This is a genomic window from Marinobacter sp., from assembly GCF_041690615.1.
GTDB lineage: Bacteria > Pseudomonadota > Gammaproteobacteria > Pseudomonadales > Oleiphilaceae > Marinobacter.
On the sequence record NZ_JAWLGY010000021.1, the window covers coordinates 37346 to 57741 of the forward strand.

A 20396-nucleotide genomic window follows, 5' to 3' on the forward strand; every position below is an offset into this window, starting at 1 on the left:
CCGCAAGTCGTTCAACATAGTGTGGTTACGAACCCATCAGAAGGCCAGTTCAACACCTCCGTGAAAGGTCAGCCCCGGTGCAGGTTCGTAGTAACGGCCGCCATTGGCGTTGATACGAACATTGGCGTAGTACTCTTCCTCAAGAAGATTACGGATCCCGGCATGGACCTTCAGTGTGCGGTCGCTCCCCAGCTGCCAGCCTGTGCCGGCCCGCAGGTTCATGACCCAGCTGCTGTCCACTTCGACGGTGTTGGCGTTGTCGGCGTAGAAATCACCGGAATACAGTCCCTCAATGCTGGCAAAGCGGTAGCCGCGGCCGGACCAGGTCAGGCGGTTGTTCCACTGGTGGCGGGGTAACCCGGGCATTCGCAGACCGCTGTAATCATCGCTATCCGTCTCGAAGTCCTCGAAGCGATAACTGGCCAGGGTCAGGGCACTGTGCCAGCGCCAGGAAGGCGTCATGTACCAGTCCAGGGCCAGCTCGCCGCCCTGGCGGGACGTCTGCCCGGCGTTCTGGTAGTAGGTTCGGCCGTCGATGGCTTCGAACGGGAGCAGTTCATCGTCCACATCGATGCGGAAGAGGCTGAGGTCATACTCGAGCCCCATCGACAGATAGCCCCGTATACCCAGCTCCCGGCTGATGGCTTTCTGGGGCTCCACGTCACTATTGAACCCGCCCTGCCCGTCCGGCCTCGCAAACTCCGTGAACGTGGGGGTTTCAAAGGCTGTGGCGACGTTGGCATAGAGCGAATGGTCCGGGGCCAGGCGATAAAGCGCGCCCAGGCTGCCGGTCCATTCCCGGAAGGTGCGGCTGCCGCTGTTGTCGACCCCGTCGGCCAGGAATCGGTCATCGATGGACAGGCGGACCCAGTCGTGGCGCACCCCGGTGCTTAGGGTAAGGCGGTCATGCACATTCATGTCCGCCAGCGCGAACACACCCGTCGAAGTGGCGTCCTGCTGCTCATCACCGGTACGGGCGGTGATCTCCCGATCGGTATTCACGGCAAAGCGGGAACGGTCATCCTCCTGCCTGCCCACTTCGGTGCCCACCATGACGGTGGTGGGCCGGCCCCAAAGCTGTAGCCCTCGCCGGTAGTCCGCTCCACCGCCGTAATAGAAGCGGTCGTAACGAATCCGACTGCTGCCCGGGAAGGGCAGTTGCTGTTCGAAATCCCGCCAGCTGGCAAACGCCCTCAGGTTAAAATCTCCACCACCGGCGTCACGATCCTGGTAGTGGAGCCCCACAAGCTGTTGCTCCACCTCCTGGCCGGCGTCCAGCATGGCCGACATGGGAGCAGCCTGGTCCCGGTCGTCCTCGACCTCGTCCAGGGTCAGTCCACCGGGGTCTTCCGCCAGCGGCATGTCCAGGATGTTCACCAGGGCCGACAGGGTTCGATGGTCATCAATCTGGTAGCCGACCCGCCCGTTGAACAGGCGCTTCTCCACCTCGCTCTGGTCCCGCTGGCCCTCGAAATCCAGTGCGGAGACGCTGATATTGTGGGTCCAGCGACCGTGCTCGCCGCCCTGGCTGGCGGAAAGCTTGCGGTAGCCATCGCTGCCACCCTGTAATCCGATATCGGCGGTATTACGCCGCTGACTGCCATCTTCCGTGGAGACATCAATCACACCGCCAGCGGCGTTGCCATAAAGTACCGAGGCCGGCCCACGAATGACCTCGATGCGTTCTGCACTGTCCAGGTCAATGGCGTCCACCTGGGCCTGCCCATCGGGCAAGGTATAGGGAATACCGTCCACGCGGACGTGAATACCACGTATGCCGAAGGGTGATCGAGCGCCGAAGCCACGACTGGCGATCCGCTGACCCTGGGCGAAGTTGTTATGGTTCTGGAGAAACAGGCCAGGAACAATAACAAGGCTCTCATCCAGCTGGAGTCCCTGCTGGCCCTGCTGTATCTGGTCCCGGGTAACCGCCGAGACGGCGGCCGGAGTATCCTGGAGGGAACGGGAAAGGCGTGGGGCTGTTACCAGGATGGCGGGGCGCTCTTCTGGCTCGCTCGCTGACCTGGCTGACGTCTCAGCCTGCCCCATTACCGTGGCGGGCAGAAACAGGCCTGCCCCAATCAGAAATAGTGTCACACGCTGCTGCATTCTTGTTGTCATAGGTTTGCCCGGAAACAGGTGGAGTTGGAACAGGCACGCCCCGGCGGCCAGGGCTGGCCGGCGGGGAGTGCGGGTTTGATGACCGGATTATTGGCTGGCGCGGATGGTGTCCGCCGTGCCCATAATAAAGGCCCGGATCTTGTCCACGTCCTCCTCACTCAGTCGCTCCGAAAAGTCAGGCATACCGCGGTTTGCCAGTACCCCTTCCAGTACAAACGATTCCAGGTCACTGATCACCTTGGCATTGGAATAGCCCAGGTTGGGAATCGCGCCACCGCGATCTACCCCCGGCACGCCATGACACGCGACACAGTTGGCGATATACAACCCGAGCCCTTCTTCGGCCTGCTCAGGGTTATAGTCAACGCCGGAAACCAGGTTGGCCTGCTGGTGCTGGCTGTACTCGGGCGGTTCCGCCTCGCCTGACAAGGAGTAAGTGTAGACCGTTCCCGGAATGGTCCGGTCACTGCCACGCTGAACCAGGCCGTAGACCCCGCCCCAGCCGGCGGCAATGGAGACAAACTGCTGTCCGTCCACCTCGTAGGTTACCGGCGCAGCAACGATGCCCGTGCCTACCATGGTGTCCCACAGCTTGTCGCCGTTACTGGCGTTGAACGCCATCAGGCGGGCGTCGGCAGTACCCTGGAAGACCAGGTTACCGGCTGTGGTCAGGGTGCCACCGTTCCAGGGCGAAATGTGCTCGTAGCGCCAGGCTTCCTGCTGCTTCACGGGATCCCAGGCCACCAGGCGACCAAACGGTTTGCTGCCCGGTTCGGTGGGGTTCAGGAACATGCCGGTATTCCAGCCCGTGCCACTCATGAATACACCTGGCTCTTCCTCGTTGTAGTCCCACTCAGGCATTTTCTGCATGGAAGCCGGAATATTCTGGGCCGGTATGTAGGCGAGCTGCGCATCCGGACTGAACGACATGGAGTGCCAGTTATGGGCGCCATAGGGCCCCGGTATGGCGTCGAAAGCCTCGTCCTCGGACCGGGCTTCCTCTGTGACCATGGGCCGTCCGGATTCGTCATAACCGGTCGCCCAGTTCACGTCCACAAAGTTCTCCGCCGAAATGAACTCGCCGGTTTCACGGTCCACCACGTAGAAAAAGCCGTTCTTCGGGGCGTGGAGCAGTACCTTGCGGGTTTCGTCGTTGATGGGCAGGTCCGCCAGGATGATGTCCTGGGTGGAGGTATAGTCCCAGTTGTCGCCTGGGGTTTCCTGATAATGCCAGACGTACTCTCCGGTATCCGGGTCGAGCGCGACAACAGAGGCGAGGAACAGGTTGTCGCCACCACCCGGACTGCGATGCCGGTGAGACCAGGGCGATCCGTTCCCGGTACCGATGTACATCAGGTCCAGTTCCGGGTCGAACACCATGCTGTCCCAGACGGTGCCACCGCCTCCGGCTTCCCAGTACTTGCCACTGGGATCCCAGGTTTCAGCGGCCATTTCCATGGCGTCGTTCTCGAACGGCTCATCCGGGTTGCCCGGCACCGTATACCAGCGCCAGGCTTCCTCGCCGGTGTCGGCATCGTAGGCGGTGATATACCCCCGTACGCCGTATTCGGCGCCGCCATTACCGATGATCACCTTGTCCTTGAAGACCCGGGGTGCACCGGTGATGGTGTAGGGCTTTTCGCGATCTTCAATGGTGTCGGTTTCCCACACACGCTCACCGGTTTCCGCATCCAGGGCGATCAGCCGTCCATCGAAGGCCCCGAAGTATACCAGTCCGTTGCGTACGGCAACACCCCGGTTGCCTACATCGCAGCAGCCCTTTTCGCCATAGGACCTGGGTACTTCCGGATCGTAGGTCCAAAGCTTCTTGCCGGTGCGGGCATCCACCGCGTGAACGATGCTCCACGGCGCCGTCACATACATCACACCGTCCACCACAATCGGTGTTGACTCCACGCCCCGGCTGGAGCCGAGGTTGTAACTCCACTCCAGCTTCAGGTTGTCCACGTTGTCGGTGTCGATCTCGTCCAGGGGACTGTATCGCTGCTCCTGGTAGTCAAAACCGTGGGCCGGCCAGTTTTTCCCCGTGTCGCCGTTCTCGGCGATGGCCTTGTGGGTTTCGTCGACATACCTTGCCTCATCGGCAGCAGTAACCAGACCGTGGCCGGCGGCAAGCACCCCCACCAGGCTGGTTAACAGAATCCGTCTATTGTTCTTTGTCATGGGAATTTCCTGTGCATTGTTGTTATATGCCGTCACTGACAACGGCTGATGTGTTACCCGGTCAGATCGGAGAGCCCTCTCAGCATAGAATGACCACAGACTTCTGCTCGGTGTAATGGTCAATCAGGCTGTCACTCAGCTCTCGACCGGAGCCGGACTGTTTGAAACCGCCAAACGGCATGCAGGGGTCGATCAGGTGGTGGCCGTTAACCCACACCGAGCCAGCGTCGATTTCCGGAATCAGGCGGTTTACCTGCGACAGGTCATTGGAAAAGATACTCGCCGCAAGCCCGTAGCAGTTGTCATTGGCAAGGCGAATCAGCTCTGGCGTGTCGCTGTACTGCTGGACCACCACTACCGGTCCGAAGATTTCTTCCTGCACGCAGCGGCTGCCCTGGGCCAGGCCGGTTATGACCGTGGGCTCGACGAAATAGCCTTTATCCAGCCCCTTGCCCCCACCGATCTCGATCTTGCCGCCGTCGGCACGGGCCTGCTCGATGTACCCCAGCACCCGGTCCTGTTGCTTTGCAGAGACCAGCGGGCCAATCATGGTGGTCTCATCCATTCCCGAGCCGAGGGTTAGCGCCCTGGCCTGGTCCACCAGCTTGCCCACAAAAGCGTCATGAATGCTCTCGTGTACGTAGATGCGCGAGCCTGCGGTACAGGCCTGGCCCTGGTTGAAGAAGATCGCCTGGGCGGCACCGGCCGCGGCCATATCCAGGTCGGCGTCGGGCAGAATCATCACCGGCGATTTGCCACCCAGCTCCAGGGTGGTGCGGGTCATATTCTCCATGGCGGCCCGGCCCACCTGCTTGCCAACGGCGGTTGAACCGGTAAAGGCAATCTTGTTGATGCCGGGATGCCCTGAAAGGGCTGCACCGGCCTCATAGCCAAGCCCCGGAACCACGTTCAGGGTGCCGGGCGGAAAGCCAACCTCGTTGACCACTTCCGCCAGCAGCAGTGCCGTGAGGGGCGTATCTTCGGCTGGCTTGAGAACCACCGTGCAGCCCGCCGCCAGGGCAGGCGCCACCTTCCAGGCGGTCATCAGCAAGGGGAAATTCCAGGGAACGATGGCACCAACCACCCCGACAGGCTCCCGGCGGGTGTAGGCAACAATCTGTGCCTCATCCGGGACCGGCGGTAAGCTGGGGGTCATGGACCGGCCATCGATCTTGGTGGCCCAGCCAGCGGTATAACGGATAAACGACACCACACTGGCCACATCCATGCCCTTGGCCACAGTCACCGGCTTGCCGTTATCCAGCGTTTCAATGATGGCGAAGTCATCGGCGCGAGCCTCTATCGCATCCGCCAGGTCCAGCAGCAGCTTCTCCCGGACCGCTGGGCGCGCCTTGCGCCAGGTGCCAAAGGCCTCCCTGGCAGCGCTGACCGCACGGTCAATATCTTCTGCCCCGCCGGACGCCACGCGGGCAATTCGTTCAGTGGTTGCCGGGTTGAATACGTCCAGCGAGTTGCCGCTCACCGCATCAACCGGTTTGCCGCCAATAAACAGTTTGTGGTCTCTATCAAGCCAGGCCTTAACCGAATCGGAAATCTGGGTCATAGCGTTACCTTTTCACCCTTGTTGTCATTGTTGGTGTACAGGCTGAAGCAGCCTGCCCAGGTACGTATCAATAGTCATGCCAGCAAGGAAGCTATCAAGCCGGCCTTTTTAATCATGGGGTTACCGGTAGGCATTCAATAACAACCCTGGCTTGGCCTGTGTCAGTGTGCGACAGGTGTCGCAAAATCAGACACCAGGGAACGGGCAGGTCCGATTTGCTGGAAGGTCGATCCGGAAAGAAAAATTTGCAGGTTGGCCTGGCCTGACAGACACCTCCACAGAAATTCGGCATCTGCCAGGCCAGGCGCGGTTATTGCGCCCTAAGTGAGTTCAAAGCCATGGTAGTTGGCCACTCGCACACCAGAGATGATCTGGGCGTAGGTATCCACTCCGCCCACGAATGGCATGAAAACCCGCTCTTTGCCGGGGATATTCGCGCCCATGTACCAGGAGTTGGCCTGGGGCATCAGGGTGAGGTTGGCGAGGTCGTTGGTCGTATGGACCCAGTTGTCCTCTGCCTCAGCCGCCGGTTCGATCCGGGTCTGACCCGAAGCGGTCAAATCCCTCAGCGTCTCGCTGACCCAGTCCACATGGTCCTCGATGGACACCATCATGTTCGATAGAACCGATGGGCTCTGGGGACCGGTAATCATGAACAGGTTCGGGAATCCATGGCTCATCAGGCCGAGGTAGGTTCGCGGTCCGTGACTCCATTTCTCACGCAGCGTATGGGTACCGTTGCGGATGTCCATACTGTTCAAGGCACCGGTCATCGCATCAAAGCCTGTGGCGAAGATGATGACATCGAAATCGATCTCCCGACGGCCCACACAGATCCCGGTTTCCGTAATCCGTTTGAGTGGTTCGGTTTGAAGATCGACGAGGTCGACGTTGTCCCGATTGTAGGTCTCGAAGTAACCGGTATCGACACACATCCGCTTGCTGGCGATGGGATAACTCGTGGGGCACAACAGCTCCGCCGTTTGCGGGTCTTTCACTTTCTCACGGATCCTGTTGCGGACATAGTCCGCCACAAACTCATTCGCCACGGGCTCAAACAAGACGTCCTCGAAGCCAAAACTGAACCCCAGGCCACCACGAGCCCATCGTTTGTCCAGGTCTTCGCGTGCCTTTTCCGGGGAAACATCGGCGAACATCACGTTACCTGGAGGCTGGTTGAAGCCGACCGTGGTCTCGCGACCGAGGCGCCGGATTTCATCGTAATTGGCCTTGATTTCGGCGTCTCGCTGGTCAGAGATACGGGTATTGTGAGCAGGCACCGCGAATGTCGGCGTTCGCTGAAAGACGGTCAGGTGACCAACCTCCGGTGCGATTGTGGTGATGGTCTGTATGCCCGACGACCCGGTACCGATCACAGCGACCTTCTTGCCCGACAGATCGACACCCTCACGTGGGTACCGGGAGGTCCAGTACATCTCTCCCTTAAAGTCTTCCATACCTTCGAACGTCGGTTCAGAAGGCTTGGACAGGCATCCAGTCGCCGCAATGACGTATCGGGCAGTGGTGGACCTGCCGTCCGATGTGCTCACCGTCCAGGTCCGCGCGTGTTCATCCCATGCCAGTTTATTGACCCGGGTCGAGAAGCTGATGTCCTTGCCCAGATCGTAACGCTCGCAGACATGGCGGGCGTATTCCAACAGCTCGGGCTGGGGCGCATACCGCTCCTTCCAGCGCCACTCCTGCTGCAGGTCGTCGTCAAAGGAGTACGAGTACTCCATCGACTCGATGTCGACCCGCGCGCCCGGATAACGGTTCCAGTACCAGGTACCGCCGACGTCGTCCCCGGTTTCAAAGATATGCGCACTCAGCCCGATCTGACGGAGCTTGTGCAACTGATACATACCGGCGAACCCCGCGCCGATGATCACGACGTCGTAGTCGACGCCTCCAGGCTTATTATGCCGATTATGTGCTGCTGATGTGTTCATGATCCTAACCCTCCGCAAGCTTGTTCAGGTGGGCATTGATCCGCTCACTGACATAGTCAACGCCAACGTCAAACCCCGGCAGAATGTTTGCCATCTGGAAAAATGCGTGCATCTGGCCCTCGGCGACGCTCACTTCCACCTCGACGCCAGCCTCTTTTAACGAGCTCGCGTACTCGGCACCCTCATCGTGCAGAGGGTCGCATTCGGCAAGGTAAACCAGCGCCGGCGGCAGGCCGGATAAATCCTTCGCACGCAACGGCGATGCATCCGGGTGGGTCCGGTCTCCGGCGGGCAGGTAGTGGTCCCAGAACCAGATCATCGTCTCCCGATTGAGTAGTAGCTGATTCTCGGGAGCAACATAGGAGGGCCGGTCAAAGTCACAGTCAGTGACCGGATACACAAGGACCTGGTAGTCGATGTGCGGGCCACCTTCGTCCCGGGCCCGCAAGGTCATCACGGCCGCGATATTGCCGCCTGCGCTGTCCCCGGCGACGATCAGTGGCACATCCGAGCCGGCGAGGTCCCGCTTGCGCTCTGCAGCCCACTTCAGACCGGTAAGGCTGTCCTCGATCGCGGTCGGGAATCGGTGCTCCGGCGCCTTGCGGTAATTCACCAGTACGATCACGGACTGTGTCTTGACACACAGTTGACGGGCCAGGTTGTCGTACTGGAGATCAATGTCGCCGATGACCCAACCGCCACCGTGGAAATAAACGATGACCGACTTTGCCACGCCCTCGGGTTTCATGACCCGCATCCGGATTTCGTCACCGTCACGGGTCGCAAGCCTGAATGCCTCGACCGCGCCGACCTCCGGCCCCTTCCCGCTCATGCCGGCCAGTATCGGACCACTCATGCGGGCGACCGCAGGTGTGCTCTCGTGGATTGCCGGGGCGCCGGGTTTGGCGAGGGCCTCAAGGAACATCTGTGATGCCTGGTCAATAGCCATACCAGCAAACCTCCCCGGCGCGGCACGCCCCATTGAATAATTTTCCGGAACTCTGAGTCATAACGTTTCCCTTTCACATTTGTTGTCATTGTTGGTGTGCAGGCTGAAACAGCCCGTCCAGATGCTCATCAAGAGCCGTGCCAACCAGGGGATATATCAAGGAAAGCTTGGCAGTCATGTGGTTAGCGGAAACTTTGCTAATATGAAGCAGGCATCGTCTGTGTCAGAGTGAGACAGGTGTTGCAGAATCAGACAACAAGAACAAGACCCCTACAGGAGTGCACGGGATGTTTCGGACGGTCCTCCGTACACCGGAAGTTATCAGGCAGGCTTACCTCCAGGCAGAGCGAGGCCACGTGTCCACCGATTTACTCGATGCCAGTATCGGCCAGTCCTGGCTCAGATGCCTGGAATCCGGTTTACGGGTAGGTTCCGAGCCGGAATTGCCCCAGATGGCCAGCGCGGAACTGAAGCATGAACTGGGCCGTCACCAGCGTTTTCTCAAGCTCTCGTCACCACTGGCGGAGCGTCTCTCTGGCAATCTCAATGACTGCCAGGTGATCCTGGCTTCTCCCGATGCGACGGTACTTAAACGATTAGGGCCGCACCAGGACTTCATGGCCGACGTCACCATGGATCCCGGTACGCTGATGCCCGAGTCTGTGGCCGGTACGAACGGCCCCGGGCTTTGCCTGATTGAGCGCAAACCGGTGCTGGTGAATTCCTGTGAGCACCTGTTATACCCGGAGGTGACCGTCGGTTGTGTTGCCGCGCCGCTGTTCGATTTGCACGGCGAGGTTCTGGGGCTGATCGACTTTACCTTTGCGGCCAACCACCCGCGACCGGACCAGTTCCTTGACCACGCAAATTGGTTTTCGGCGGCTTTCGAGCACCAGTTGTTCCTGGACAGCTACCGTGATCACTGGATCCTGCAGGTGCAGGCCCTGTCCACCTGGTCACAGCAGGAGCCGTCGGGGCTGCTTGCCTTTAACGAAGACGGCTCACTGACTGCTGCCAGCTCACACGCACTCAAGGCCTTCGTAACGGCTGAGACAGGGCTGGTCGGCTGTCCGGTAGAGTCAATTTTCGGGGTGTCCTGGGGCGCCCTGGTGGACCATTGCAGGAAATATCCCGGCGTACTGAGCCTGGAAACAACCGGGCGTCAGATGATCGGCCGGCTGTCGCCACCGTCAAACTGGCGCGCTGTCACCTCACTCCCAATACGCAAACCCGGGAAATTATCGGCAACGGACGGACTGATCCGATCCTGGCCAGGTGAACTGGCCACGGAAGCCCGGCGGGCCGTACGGGCCCTGGAAGCGGGGATGCCGGTGCTGTTACAGGGCGATACCGGCACCGGCAAGGAACAGTTTGCAAGGGCCCTCCATACCGACACAGGATCTGCTGGCCCCTTCGTAGCCATCAATTGCGCAGCCCTACCCGAGGGCGTTATTGAGGGTGAACTGTTTGGTTATCGCGACGGTGCGTTTACCGGCGCCCGCAAGGGCGGTTACGACGGTCGCTTCCTGCAGGCCCAGGGCGGCACCCTGTTACTGGATGAAATTGGCGATATGCCGCTGGACTTGCAGGCCAGGCTGCTGCGGGTTATCCAGGAACGAGCCGTCACACCCCTCGGCGGCCATGAAGAACTGCCGATCGATTGTCGCATCGTAGCGGCAAGCCTCCACGACCTGGAGGAACTTGTGGACCAGGGACGTTTCCGGGAGGACCTGTATTTCCGGCTGGCAGCGATGGTGGTCGAACTGCCGGCACTCCACCAGCAAGGCGACCTGCCGGAAGCCATCGACCGCCTCTGGCACGACGTCTGTGCACGCCACGCCAGCGCCGCCGAACTTGACCAGGAACTGTTGCAGCAACTGGCGGGATACCATTGGCCCGGCAACTGGCGGGAGCTGGAAAACTGCCTGGAAGCCCTGCTGGTAGGAGCGCAACCTGGCGTTGAGTATCTGACCACCGCAGATCTCCCGATACGCTGGCGCCGCAAGCTCCAGCAGCACGCCCTGGTGCCGGTGCGAACAGACACCCGGTTTGCCACCCCCGAACAACAGCCCCAAAACCTCAAAGACCTGGAATGGGAGCACATGCAACGAACCCTGCAAGCCTGCAATGGCAACTATTCCGCTGCCGCCAAGACCCTGGGTGTGAGCCGGTCCACACTCTACCGGCGCCTGAACAAGGAGCCCGCAAGCAGCCCTGGCCAATACAAGACGCCCTGTTGATGCTGGCCATGGACATTTGTCACGGGAGCATGACTGGACTTAAATAAACAAAGGTGTGACGGGCAGACTATAAGGACAGACACCATGGCCGGATCCTCATTCAGGGACCGGGTTGAAGCTGGTCAGGCGCTTGCACAGAAACTGCGGGAATATTCGATACCCCATGATGCGGTGGTTCTGGGGCTCCCCCGGGGCGGGGTTCCGGTTGCGTGGGAGGTTGCCAGAGAGCTGGGACTGGAACTGGACGTACTCAACCTTCGCAAACTCGGACTGCCGGGGCAGCCCGAACTGGCCATGGGCGCCATCGCCGAAGATGGAACCCGCTACCTGAACACCTTGCTGGTCGACCGGCTCCGCATCCCGCAGGAGGACATTGAGCGGGTCGAGGCCGAGGAAAAGGCCGTTCTGGCAACCCGGACCCGACTTTTCCGGGAGGTACGACCGCAGGCCGATGTCACTGGCCGCACGGTCATACTGGTGGATGACGGTGTTGCCACCGGTGCCACCATGGAGCTGGCGGTGCAGGTACTGAGAAAACGCGGTGCCGAATGGATTATCGTTGCTGTACCGGTCGGGCCACCGGGCACCATCGAACGCTTCTCCGAGATCGCCGACCAGTGTGTCTGCCTGCTGGAGCCCCCGCGCTTCAACTCCGTTGGCCTCTGGTACGTGGATTTTGACCAGGTGTCGGAGGAAGAAGTCATTCGCGCCCTGGAAGCCTCCCTGGCGGACCGCCAGGGTCGCGACAACTGAGGGAGGTGACCGGCCGTTGCGCCAGGCTCTCCACCCCACCCCCTCATCGTACCAGCGGGTTCAAAGGCCAAAGGGATAGGTGTCCGGTAACCCCTGCAGGGCACGTGCCTTCAAAGGCGTCACTGCCCGTGTCTCGTCAAGCCAGATGTACTCGTCGAATTGCCGCGGCAGGCTGGCGTGGTAATAATGGCTGTGCCGCTCTGTCTCGGGACGATAGATAACACCAACGGCTCTCTGAAGGCGCTTTGGCCGGAGCAAATGGAGTAATTCATCATCGCCATGCCTGAGCGGGACCAATGCCCGCTCAACACCACTACCATGGAACGCGAGTTCATAACTGTCTGCGAGGGAGGGACGAACCAGCTTGACCTCGGCCTCGCCACGCCAGTCAGATGCCGCCATCACGGTGCCCTGGTGGGTACCGAAACCAATGCTGAACAAATCGTCGCCATAACGCGCCCTGGCCAGCCGGCCGATGTTGTATTCCCCCCTGAGGCTCATATCCGTCGCATCGCTGTCGCCGACATGGGAGTTGTGGGCCCAGACAATGCCCCGGCTGTTGTCGCCATAGTGCTCCAGCAATCGCTCCAGGGTAGAGAACATATGGGTGTCCCGCAGGTTCCAGGCATTGGCATCACTGAAGAACATGGTGCGGTAATACTCTTCGGCACTGGCGACAAGGTTGGCATTCTGGAGCGCATCGAAAAGCGATTCGCCATCGTGCCTGGCGAGCTCGCGCCGATGCTGATACAGGTTGGCCAGTGTCGACAGGATGTCGTCTTCGCAACTGCGGAAACGGGGGTTCAGCGCAGTCCGGGCGTAATTGACCGGGTCATCCCGGTACGGCAGCAAACACTGATAACCGGCCAGGGCCTGCTTCGCCAGGCCAGGCTCATGGCGGCGGAGGTAGGCGAGCACCTCCTCCATGGACAGGTACAGGCTGTACAGATCCAGCCCGTGGAAGCCAACGCGGGTGGCTTCTGAGCGTTCCAGGTTCCAGTGCCGCAGCCAATCCACAAACTCCCGCACCTCTTCGTTACGCCACATCCAGGTTGGGAAACGAGCAAACGCTGTCCACTCGGACGCCGGGGCGCGCCGGTGCCGCACATAGTGGTCCACCCGCGATACGTCTGGCCAGTCGCCCTCAATGGCGACAAAGTCGAAATGCAAGCGCTCAATAAGGTGGCGGGTAATCCGTGCACGGGCTGCATAGAACTCGGACGTTCCGTGGGACGCCTCGCCGATCATTACGACCCTGGCATTGCCGATGCGTCGCATCAGGCCATCCATGGGCATGTCCTGAAGCGTATCAAAGTGAATCGCGACCTGGGACAGCCGCTTTGAAATGGGCGTGATTGCTGAGCTTGTGTGCATGCTTTTCAACCCCCGCGGAAATAATCCTTGTTCATGGATCCCCCCGGACCAGCAGTCTTCAACATGCCCCGTCAGACCCGTTCCTGCAGGTAATCCAGCAGGTCCGCAACGCACCGCATCCGCGCGTAGTCCTGGTCGGGAATGTTCACACCCAGCCGCTTGTGTACCGCTGCCGCCAGGTTAAGCAGGTCCATGGAATCCAGGTCATATTCGTCCTGCAGGCTGGCCCTGTCGTCAAACGTGGCCATGTCGATGTCCGGCGCCACATCCGACAACTCCTCCAGCACCGCCTTGCGCAATTCGTCCCGATTCACAGTGCCTCCGGTTGCTGTAGTCGTTGTTCAATCTCGTTGAGAAACAGTGCACCAAGGTGGCCATCACAGACCCGGTGATCGGCCGCCAGGGTCAGGTCCACGGCCAGGCGCACGGCGACCCCGTCCCCCACTGCCAAGGGCCGGCGGCGGGCACGACCAATGCCGATCATGGCGACTTGGGGTGGGTAGATCACGCCGTAGACCGTATCCACGCCCCGATCACCAAGGGCCGTAACGGTGGCGGTGCCGCCTGTGATCTCGGACAGCCGCAGGCCACCTCCCCGGGCGCGGCCAACCAGGTCCTGCAACCGCTGCATCAACTCCGGCAGCGACAGCTTGTCGGTATCCGGTATGGCTGGGGCCACCAGGCCGCCGCCACGCAGATGCACCGCCATGCCCAGACTGACCCGGGCAGCGGCGACAAAGCCTGCTTCGCCATAGTGACCATTGAGCTCGGGATAACGGGCCAGGGCCATGGCGGTGGCTTTCATGAACAGGGCAGCAAGCAACAGCCTTTTCTCCGGCGGTTGATGCTGATTATAGTCCGCCAGCCAGGCTTCAGCCGCATGCAGGTCTACCATGGTCGCCAGGTAATAATGGGGAATCTCGCGCTTGGACCGGGTCATGGCTGCTGCGATAGTGGTGCGCATCTGCTCCCGGTCAAAGCCGCCTCCGGCGGGCGCCTGCCTGCGCCCAGGCGTTGCACCCTGCAGGTCCCGCAGCACAATGGCGCCGTCTGGACCGCTGCCCCGGATATCCGACAGATCGACCCCCGCCTCCCGGGCCTTGCGCCTGGCCGCCGGTGAAGCCGGCACTCGCCCCGAACCCTGGCTGTCCGGGACCGACTCTTCAGCCCCTGCTTCTGACGGCGATAGCTGGTGTTCCATTGAGGCTTTTTCTGGCCCGATATCGTGAGCGGTCACCTCGGCAACGGTGGCCCATGTTGCTGTCTCTGGTGAAGACACTTCTGGCCCGGAGCCCGCTTCAGTCAACGGGCCGGGACTGCCCGTTCCGCTACCATCACCAATCCGCGCCAGTGGCGTGCCCACATCCACTTCGGTTCCCTCTCCGACGTAGAGCGCCTCGACCACGCCATCCTCGAACACCTCCACATCCAGCACCGCCTTGGAGGTTTCCACGGCGGCAATGACCTGCCCCCGGGTTACCTGGTCGCCGACGTTCACTTTCCACTGAACCAGCTTGCCGACATCCATATCCGCACCGAGGGAGGGCATGGTGAACTCACTCATGGGGTCTCTCCGAGCGTCCGCCGGGCCGCCGCCACAATCTGCTCAATACGGGGCAATACCAGCTGCTCAAGATGCCGGGGATAAGGCACCGGAACTTCTTCACTGCAAACCCGGGCCGGCGGTGCATCCAGTTCCCAGAATGCGCGCTCATTCAGGATGGCCATCAATTCACCGGCCAGGCCACCGGTTTTCCATCCTTCATCGACAATGACCGCCCGGTGTGTGCGGGTAACCGACTCCACCAGCGTATCGGTGTCCAGCGGCCGCAGCACCCGTAAATCGATCACCTCGGCCTCGATCCCCTCGCCGGCTAGCTGTTCCGCCGCTTCCAGTGCCTTGTAAAGGGAGCCACCATAGGTAATCAGGGTGATATCCGTGCCCGGACGGCGGATAGCCGCTTTCTCGATGTCCACACCCTGCGGTTGCGGCGTCAGTTCGGCGGTGTGGTTGTAGAGCATCACATGCTCGAAGATCAGTACCGGGTTGGGGTCCTGCAGTGCGGCCCAGAGCATGTACCGGGCATCTTCCACCGTAGCCGGTGCCAGCACACGAAGACCGGGCACATGGGTGTACCAGTTTTCCAGGCTGTGGGAGTGCTGTGCCGCCACCTGCCGCCCGGCGCCCGTCGCCATGCGGATCACCACCGGCACATTGAACTGGCCACCGGACATGTGCAGCAAGGCAGCGGCCGTATTGACGATCTGGTCCATGGCCAGCAGGCTGAAGTTCACGGTCATGATTTCCACGATGGGCCGCATGCCACCCAGGGCCGCTCCCAGACCGGCACCGGTAAAGCCGTTCTCCGCCAGCGGTGTGTCCCTCACTCGATCGCCCCCGAACTCGGCAAGCAGGTCACGGGTTACCGCATAGCAGCCACCATAGCGACCAATGTCTTCCCCCATCAGGAATACCCGCTCATCGTGCTCAAGGGCTTCCTGCAGGCTGCGATTGAACGCCTCGCGCATGCTGGTTTGCGCCGGTTCCGACTCCGGTGCCGGTGGTGGCGCCAAGGGACTGGGCAAAGGGAGGGAAACATAGTCGCGCAGGGTTTCCGGCGGCTCCCAGTCGGCGTTCTCGGCGAACTGGACCGCCTGGTCGATCTCCTTGGCGATCTCCATTTCGAGGGCCTCCCGCTCCCCTTCCTGCATGAGGTGGGTCTGTTCCATCCAGTCGGCCAGGCGGACAATGGGGTCTTTTTCCTTCCAGGCCTCCACTTCCGACGAGTCCCGGTAGAGTTGAGGGTCGAACATGGAGTGGGCACGGAACCGATAGGTATCACATTCGATCAGTCGTGGCCCCTTGCCCGACCGTGCCGCGTCAAGGGCGTTGCGGGCGGCGGCCTCCACCTGGACCACGCTCATGCCATCCACCCGCTCGGACGGTACGCCAATGGCCTCTGACTTGTGATAGACCTCGCCCCGGGCATGCTCAACGTTCAGGGGCGTCCCCATGGCGTAGTGATTGTTTTCACAGATAAAGACAACCGGCAACTGCCAGAGGGCGGCCAGGTTGAGACTTTCGTAAAACACGCCTTCCGAGGCGGCGCCCTCACCAAAGAAGCAGACCGTTGCCCGGGTGCGGCCCTGCATTTTGTCTGCCAGCGCCAGCCCCACCGCCATGGGAATTCCGCCACCAACAATGGCATTGCCGCCAAAGAACCGGGTATCGGCATCGAACAGGTGCATGGACCCACCTCGCCCCCTGGCGCAGCCCGACACCTTGCCGTACATCTCCGCCATGACCCGCTCCATGGAGATACCCTTGAGCAGGGCATGGCCATGTTCCCGGTAGGTGGCCACGACGGCCTCGTCCTCTGTCATATTGAACATGACACCGGCGCCCACGGCCTCCTCACCGATGCACACATGGAGGAAGCCACGGATTTTTTCCTGTGTGTACAGTTCCACACAGCGTTCTTCAAACCGTCGCACACGCAGCATGTCCCGAAGCAAGCGAAGCGCGTGCTCCCGGGACATCCTTGGCTTACCGGAAGGGTTCATTGCGCACCCCCGCTCTCCAGGGTGGAGGTATCACCTTCCGGCAGGCCCAGTTCCCTCGCCCGTAACAAGCGGCGCATGATCTTGCCGCTGCGGGTGCGCGGCAGTTCTTCCCGGAAATCGATCTGCCGGGGAGCCACCGCCGGCCCCAGCCGCTTGCGGGCCAGCCCCATCAGCTCCTTGCGCAGAGCCTCCTCCGGCTGATAGCCCGGTTTCAGGGACACAAAGGCCTTCACGGTTTCTCCCGCGATCTCGTCGGGGACGCCGATAACACCGGCCTCGGCTACCGCAGGATGCTCGAGCAGGACACTTTCCACCTCGAATGGGCCGATCAGGTGTCCCGACGACTTGATAACGTCATCGTCACGGCCGACAAACCAGTAGTAACCATCGGCGTCCCGGCGTGCCAGGTCACCGGTGAGATACCAGTCACCGACGAAGCTGTTACGGTATTTTTCTTGCTGATGAAGGTAGCCACGGAACATGGAAGGCCAGCCCTTCTTCAGTACCAGCTCCCCCGTCTCGTCCGGTTCGGTGATCAGCTCGATACCGGTTTCGGTCTTCCGCGCCAGCGCTGCCTCGACACCGGGGATGGGCTTGCCCATAGAGCCGGGGCGAATCTCCATGGTGGCATAGTTGCTGATCATGATGCCGCCGGTTTCCGTCTGCCACCAGTTGTCGTGAAAGGGCCTGCCCAGCACCTTGCGGCCCCAGATAACCGCTTCCGGGTTGAGGGGTTCGCCGACACTGGCCATGAACCGGAGTGAGGACAGGTCATGGGACCGGGGCAGCTCCGGACCCAGCTTGATCAACATGCGGATGGCGGTGGGAGCGGTATACCAGACGGCGACTTTCTGATCCTGGATAATCCGGTACCAGCGCTCGGCGTCGAATTCGGCTTCGTCCACCACCATGGTGACACCATTGGTCAGCGGCGCGATGATGCCGTAGGAGGTTCCCGTGACCCAGCCCGGATCGGCAGTGCACCAGTAGATGTCACCCGGGTGCATGTCCAGCACATACCGACCGGTCATGTGATGGTTCACTACGGCCTCGTGCACATGCAGGGCGCCCTTGGGCTTGCCCGTCGTACCGCTGGTAAAATGCAGGAGTGCAGGGTCCTCCGGGTCCATGGCCCGGGTGGCATACTGATCACTGGCCGCCGCCATCAGCGACGCGGCATCCCCGGTTCCGGGTGGCGCCTCGTCGAGCTGGTCAATCAGCAATACATGGCGTATCGACGGTGTGTCTGCCACCCAGTCCGCGACTTTTTTCCGATACAACCGCTCGCTGGTCACCAGCACCGCTGGCTCACCGATCTCCACACGCTGACGTATGGGTTCCGGGCCGAAGGCAGGGAAAAGGGGTGTGAACACGCAGCCGTGCTTGAGGGTACCCAGCACCGCTGCATAGAGATTCGGAATCCGGTGGGACAGACCGTAGACCCGTTCGCCGGGCCTGACCCCCAGATCCTGCAGCACATTGGCAAATCGCGCGGCGCGCTCGTTCAGGGCCCGATAGCTGATCTCCACCGGGACTTCACTGTCGCGGGGCATAAAGCGGATGGCGGTGCGTTCTGCCACCTCAGTACCCATGTGCCGGTCCAGCGCCTCGAAGGCAATATTGAGCCGACCATCGCCCATGCCTGCCAATTCCTGCCGGGCCTGGGCCCAGGAAAAACTGGCACAAAACTGCTCGTAATCCGGCAGATTAGCCGACTCAGCCTGCATGTCGCTCCTCCCGATGCTTGAGCTTCAGTCCCATGCATGAGCTTAGTCCAGAATGACTCCAGTGGCGTCGTGAATCCGTATGCGCACGGGGGGTCGGCGATCATTGGTCATCCGCCCGGAGCCGGCTGCCCCGAGCGGCCACAAAGGAACTCAGGCTTCTACGGAGGTGGCAACTTCGCTGGCGGTATGTATGCCCGCATGGTCGATAAACTCACCACGTCCGCCCTGCTCCAGCGCCTGGCGCATCAGCTCGGGAATGGGCATTTTCTCAACGGTTTCCGGATGCACGGTCACGCCGATCATCTCGCCCTTTGCCAGGAACTGACCGGTACGAGCGTTGGCGATGTCCATATCCAGGGTGAATGACGTATTGCCGATATGTCCCGGCTTCACCGTGATTTCAAGCTGATCCCGATAGCGTGCCGGGGCCTTCCATTCGATGGTCAGCTTGACCACCTGGTAGTCAAACCCTCCGCCGGGCAGCTGATCCTGCTCGCAGATGTGATGGAGGAATTCGGTGGCTGCCAGGTCGATGTAATCACCGTAGCGGGCATTAAAAACCACTTTCTGGGCATCGCATTCGCCGTAGCGGACCTGCATGTAATAGCGGAATGGGGTGTCCATGATTACTCCTGATTATCATTGTTTTACATGGGGGGGTTGCCGTACCGGTTGCATGCCACCATTTGCCGGTCGCATGCCAGTCGGGCAACGTAATCTGAAACGGCAATTATGGCAGATAGCAATGCAACTATTCACCCCCTCGACCAGGCAGTCGCTGGCTACGCCCCGACGGTCGCTTTTCCCGCACCTTCAGTACAGATAGATTGCCTGGAACCGGGCCACCGGAGCACCCCGTTCATCCCGGCACACGAGCGCGTCACCATCCACCGTCCAGCTGGCCGTGTCTTTCAGCGCCTCCAGAAGTAGCGCTTCCTGTTGCATCACCTCACGACAGGCCATCAACGTAGTAACCAGGTTCCGGAACCTGACCTGGTCATCATCCAGCTGATAACGGCCGGAGAGGTCATTACACCCCGTTGAACCTGCGAGGCGCTGGCCCTCCTGGTACAGAACCAGGTGTGGCTCCCGGTGTCCCTCGATAACCGTCACTCCTGAGCCTTCCAGGCTCACCAGTTTCCAGTAGGTATTCAGCAGCGGCTGGTCCGGCACCGACCGGCCGGTTGCACAGCCTGCCAAGACAGCAAACAACAACAGCAACACCGTGCGTCTGATAACTCCCTCAATCATGCGGTTCTCCTGACCAGGACAGTTGAGCACTGAAATGTTTTACGATGCCCCGGAATCTTATCACCCTTTCCAACAGCCGCACTCCCAGGCTGAGGAGACGTAGGGGTTATCCTCAACAGAAAATCTTTAAATAGCCGTTGACAGCCCCCCGCCGAATCCTTAATATACGCACCACGTTGAGCGGTGAAGCAAACAGAAAACACTGCTAAAACAAAAAGTTAACCAGAACTTTTTGTGATGACGACAAGTTTGATGCGGGGTGGAGCAGTCTGGTAGCTCGTCGGGCTCATAACCCGAAGGTCGTAGGTTCGAATCCTGCCCCCGCTACCATATTAAGAAAAGCCAGCTTATCGCTGGCTTTTCTTGTTTCTACAGGGGACTTTTGAGTCAACACCTTCCACCCGCACTGCGTGCGGCAAGGCCGCTGCCTCAGGCGCTCATCCGTGCCCGCTCCCGCCACCCTATAAAAGAAAGGCAGATCAGTGAGTTACTGGTCTGCCTTTTTTTGTTTCTCGTTGGTGTGATGCCTGGGCGCATCCCATGGCAGACGATGAAAAAAGTGCCGCTGTAGTATCAAGAGTACCTACCCTGAGCCTGGTACGGTTGGAAAGCCGATACAAAATGCGTAAACCGCTGAAGGTTGCCACCCATTCCACGTGAAGCCTGCCACCCGGACCGGGGCAAGGCTGCCACCCATCGGAGCGTAGCGACGCGGGGTTT

At 60.7% G+C, this 20396-nt stretch carries 14 protein-coding genes and 1 tRNA gene; 3 read left to right on the forward strand and 12 right to left on the reverse strand.

From position 1 onward, the window contains the following. Positions 1-36 precede the first annotated feature (36 nt). The 5 genes from ACESMZ_RS14195 to ACESMZ_RS14215 form a co-directional block, all read right to left on the reverse strand. Positions 37-2097, reverse strand: coding sequence for a TonB-dependent receptor family protein (locus tag ACESMZ_RS14195; RefSeq protein ID WP_372958075.1), 2061 nt, complete (start codon positions 2095-2097; stop codon positions 37-39). A 111-nt stretch (positions 2098-2208) separates the two neighbouring features. After that, on the reverse strand, positions 2209-4305 hold the full coding sequence (locus ACESMZ_RS14200; RefSeq protein WP_372958076.1) for a PQQ-dependent dehydrogenase, methanol/ethanol family: 2097 nt from the start codon (positions 4303-4305) through the stop codon (positions 2209-2211). A gap of 79 nt (positions 4306-4384) precedes the next feature. After that, a complete protein-coding gene (locus tag ACESMZ_RS14205) occupies positions 4385-5869 on the reverse strand; it encodes an aldehyde dehydrogenase family protein (protein WP_372958077.1) in 1485 nt (494 codons plus the stop codon). A 320-nt stretch (positions 5870-6189) separates the two neighbouring features. Then, on the reverse strand, positions 6190-7818 hold the full coding sequence (locus ACESMZ_RS14210; protein ID WP_372958078.1) for a flavin-containing monooxygenase: 1629 nt from the start codon (positions 7816-7818) through the stop codon (positions 6190-6192). A gap of 4 nt (positions 7819-7822) precedes the next feature. Continuing rightward, entirely contained in the window at positions 7823-8767 is a 945-nt protein-coding gene (locus tag ACESMZ_RS14215; RefSeq protein ID WP_372958079.1) for an alpha/beta hydrolase, read from the reverse strand. Between the two features lie 287 nt (positions 8768-9054). On the opposite strand from ACESMZ_RS14215, the gene ACESMZ_RS14220 reads away from it, so the two are divergent. Together ACESMZ_RS14220 and ACESMZ_RS14225 are read left to right on the forward strand one after the other, a co-directional pair. Then, positions 9055-11007 (forward strand): sigma-54-dependent Fis family transcriptional regulator, encoded by a 1953-nt coding sequence (locus tag ACESMZ_RS14220; RefSeq protein ID WP_372972796.1) that lies wholly within the window; start codon positions 9055-9057, stop codon positions 11005-11007. Between the two features lie 84 nt (positions 11008-11091). Beyond that, positions 11092-11760 carry a phosphoribosyltransferase gene (locus tag ACESMZ_RS14225; RefSeq protein WP_372972797.1) on the forward strand — a complete coding sequence of 223 codons (669 nt, stop codon included), beginning with the start codon at positions 11092-11094 and terminating at the stop codon, positions 11758-11760. Between the two features lie 60 nt (positions 11761-11820). Here the strand turns inward: ACESMZ_RS14225 and ACESMZ_RS14230 are convergent, their stop codons facing one another. From ACESMZ_RS14230 to ACESMZ_RS14260, 7 genes are all read right to left on the reverse strand, one after another. Next, on the reverse strand, positions 11821-13134 hold the full coding sequence (locus ACESMZ_RS14230) for an erythromycin esterase family protein (RefSeq protein ID WP_372972798.1): 1314 nt from the start codon (positions 13132-13134) through the stop codon (positions 11821-11823). 71 nt (positions 13135-13205) lie between these two features. Then, positions 13206-13448, reverse strand: coding sequence for an acyl carrier protein (locus ACESMZ_RS14235; RefSeq protein ID WP_091848648.1), 243 nt, complete (start codon positions 13446-13448; stop codon positions 13206-13208). Further along, the gene (locus ACESMZ_RS14240) at positions 13445-14698 is read right to left on the reverse strand and encodes a dihydrolipoamide acetyltransferase family protein (RefSeq protein WP_372972799.1); all 1254 of its coding nucleotides are present in this window, start codon (positions 14696-14698) and stop codon (positions 13445-13447) included. Before ACESMZ_RS14240 ends, ACESMZ_RS14235 begins: the two co-directional genes overlap by 4 nt. Then, positions 14695-16674: a pyruvate dehydrogenase (acetyl-transferring) E1 component subunit alpha gene (pdhA, locus tag ACESMZ_RS14245; RefSeq protein ID WP_372972800.1), complete on the reverse strand. Its 1980-nt coding sequence runs from the start codon at positions 16672-16674 to the stop codon at positions 14695-14697. Before pdhA ends, ACESMZ_RS14240 begins: the two co-directional genes overlap by 4 nt. A gap of 20 nt (positions 16675-16694) precedes the next feature. Then, on the reverse strand, positions 16695-18425 hold the full coding sequence (gene acsA / locus ACESMZ_RS14250) for an acetate--CoA ligase (RefSeq protein ID WP_372972801.1): 1731 nt from the start codon (positions 18423-18425) through the stop codon (positions 16695-16697). Between the two features lie 150 nt (positions 18426-18575). Beyond that, a complete protein-coding gene (locus tag ACESMZ_RS14255) occupies positions 18576-19049 on the reverse strand; it encodes an acyl-CoA thioesterase (protein ID WP_372972802.1) in 474 nt (157 codons plus the stop codon). Positions 19050-19238: 189 nt separating this feature from the next. Continuing rightward, the gene (locus tag ACESMZ_RS14260; RefSeq protein WP_372972803.1) at positions 19239-19676 is read right to left on the reverse strand and encodes an META domain-containing protein; all 438 of its coding nucleotides are present in this window, start codon (positions 19674-19676) and stop codon (positions 19239-19241) included. A 253-nt stretch (positions 19677-19929) separates the two neighbouring features. On the opposite strand from ACESMZ_RS14260, the gene ACESMZ_RS14265 reads away from it, so the two are divergent. Further along, positions 19930-20006: transfer RNA gene (locus ACESMZ_RS14265), tRNA-Met, on the forward strand. The last annotated feature ends 390 nt before the right edge of the window (positions 20007-20396 follow it).

Excerpts from the sequence above, each read along its gene's own strand:
- ACESMZ_RS14200 (WP_372958076.1), bottom strand. The coding sequence starts at position 4,305 with ATGACAAAGAACAATAGACGGATTCTGTTAACCAGCCTGGTGGGGGTG.
- ACESMZ_RS14205 (WP_372958077.1), bottom strand. The coding sequence starts at position 5,869 with ATGACCCAGATTTCCGATTCGGTTAAGGCCTGGCTTGATAGAGACCAC.
- ACESMZ_RS14210 (WP_372958078.1), bottom strand. The coding sequence starts at position 7,818 with ATGAACACATCAGCAGCACATAATCGGCATAATAAGCCTGGAGGCGTC.
- ACESMZ_RS14215 (WP_372958079.1), bottom strand. The coding sequence starts at position 8,767 with ATGGCTATTGACCAGGCATCACAGATGTTCCTTGAGGCCCTCGCCAAA.
- ACESMZ_RS14220 (WP_372972796.1), top strand. The coding sequence starts at position 9,055 with ATGTTTCGGACGGTCCTCCGTACACCGGAAGTTATCAGGCAGGCTTAC.
- ACESMZ_RS14225 (WP_372972797.1), top strand. The coding sequence starts at position 11,092 with ATGGCCGGATCCTCATTCAGGGACCGGGTTGAAGCTGGTCAGGCGCTT.
- ACESMZ_RS14230 (WP_372972798.1), bottom strand. The coding sequence starts at position 13,134 with ATGCACACAAGCTCAGCAATCACGCCCATTTCAAAGCGGCTGTCCCAG.
- ACESMZ_RS14240 (WP_372972799.1), bottom strand. The coding sequence starts at position 14,698 with ATGAGTGAGTTCACCATGCCCTCCCTCGGTGCGGATATGGATGTCGGC.
- pdhA (WP_372972800.1), bottom strand. The coding sequence starts at position 16,674 with ATGTCCCGGGAGCACGCGCTTCGCTTGCTTCGGGACATGCTGCGTGTG.
- acsA (WP_372972801.1), bottom strand. The coding sequence starts at position 18,425 with ATGCAGGCTGAGTCGGCTAATCTGCCGGATTACGAGCAGTTTTGTGCC.
- ACESMZ_RS14255 (WP_372972802.1), bottom strand. The coding sequence starts at position 19,049 with ATGGACACCCCATTCCGCTATTACATGCAGGTCCGCTACGGCGAATGC.
- ACESMZ_RS14260 (WP_372972803.1), bottom strand. The coding sequence starts at position 19,676 with ATGATTGAGGGAGTTATCAGACGCACGGTGTTGCTGTTGTTGTTTGCT.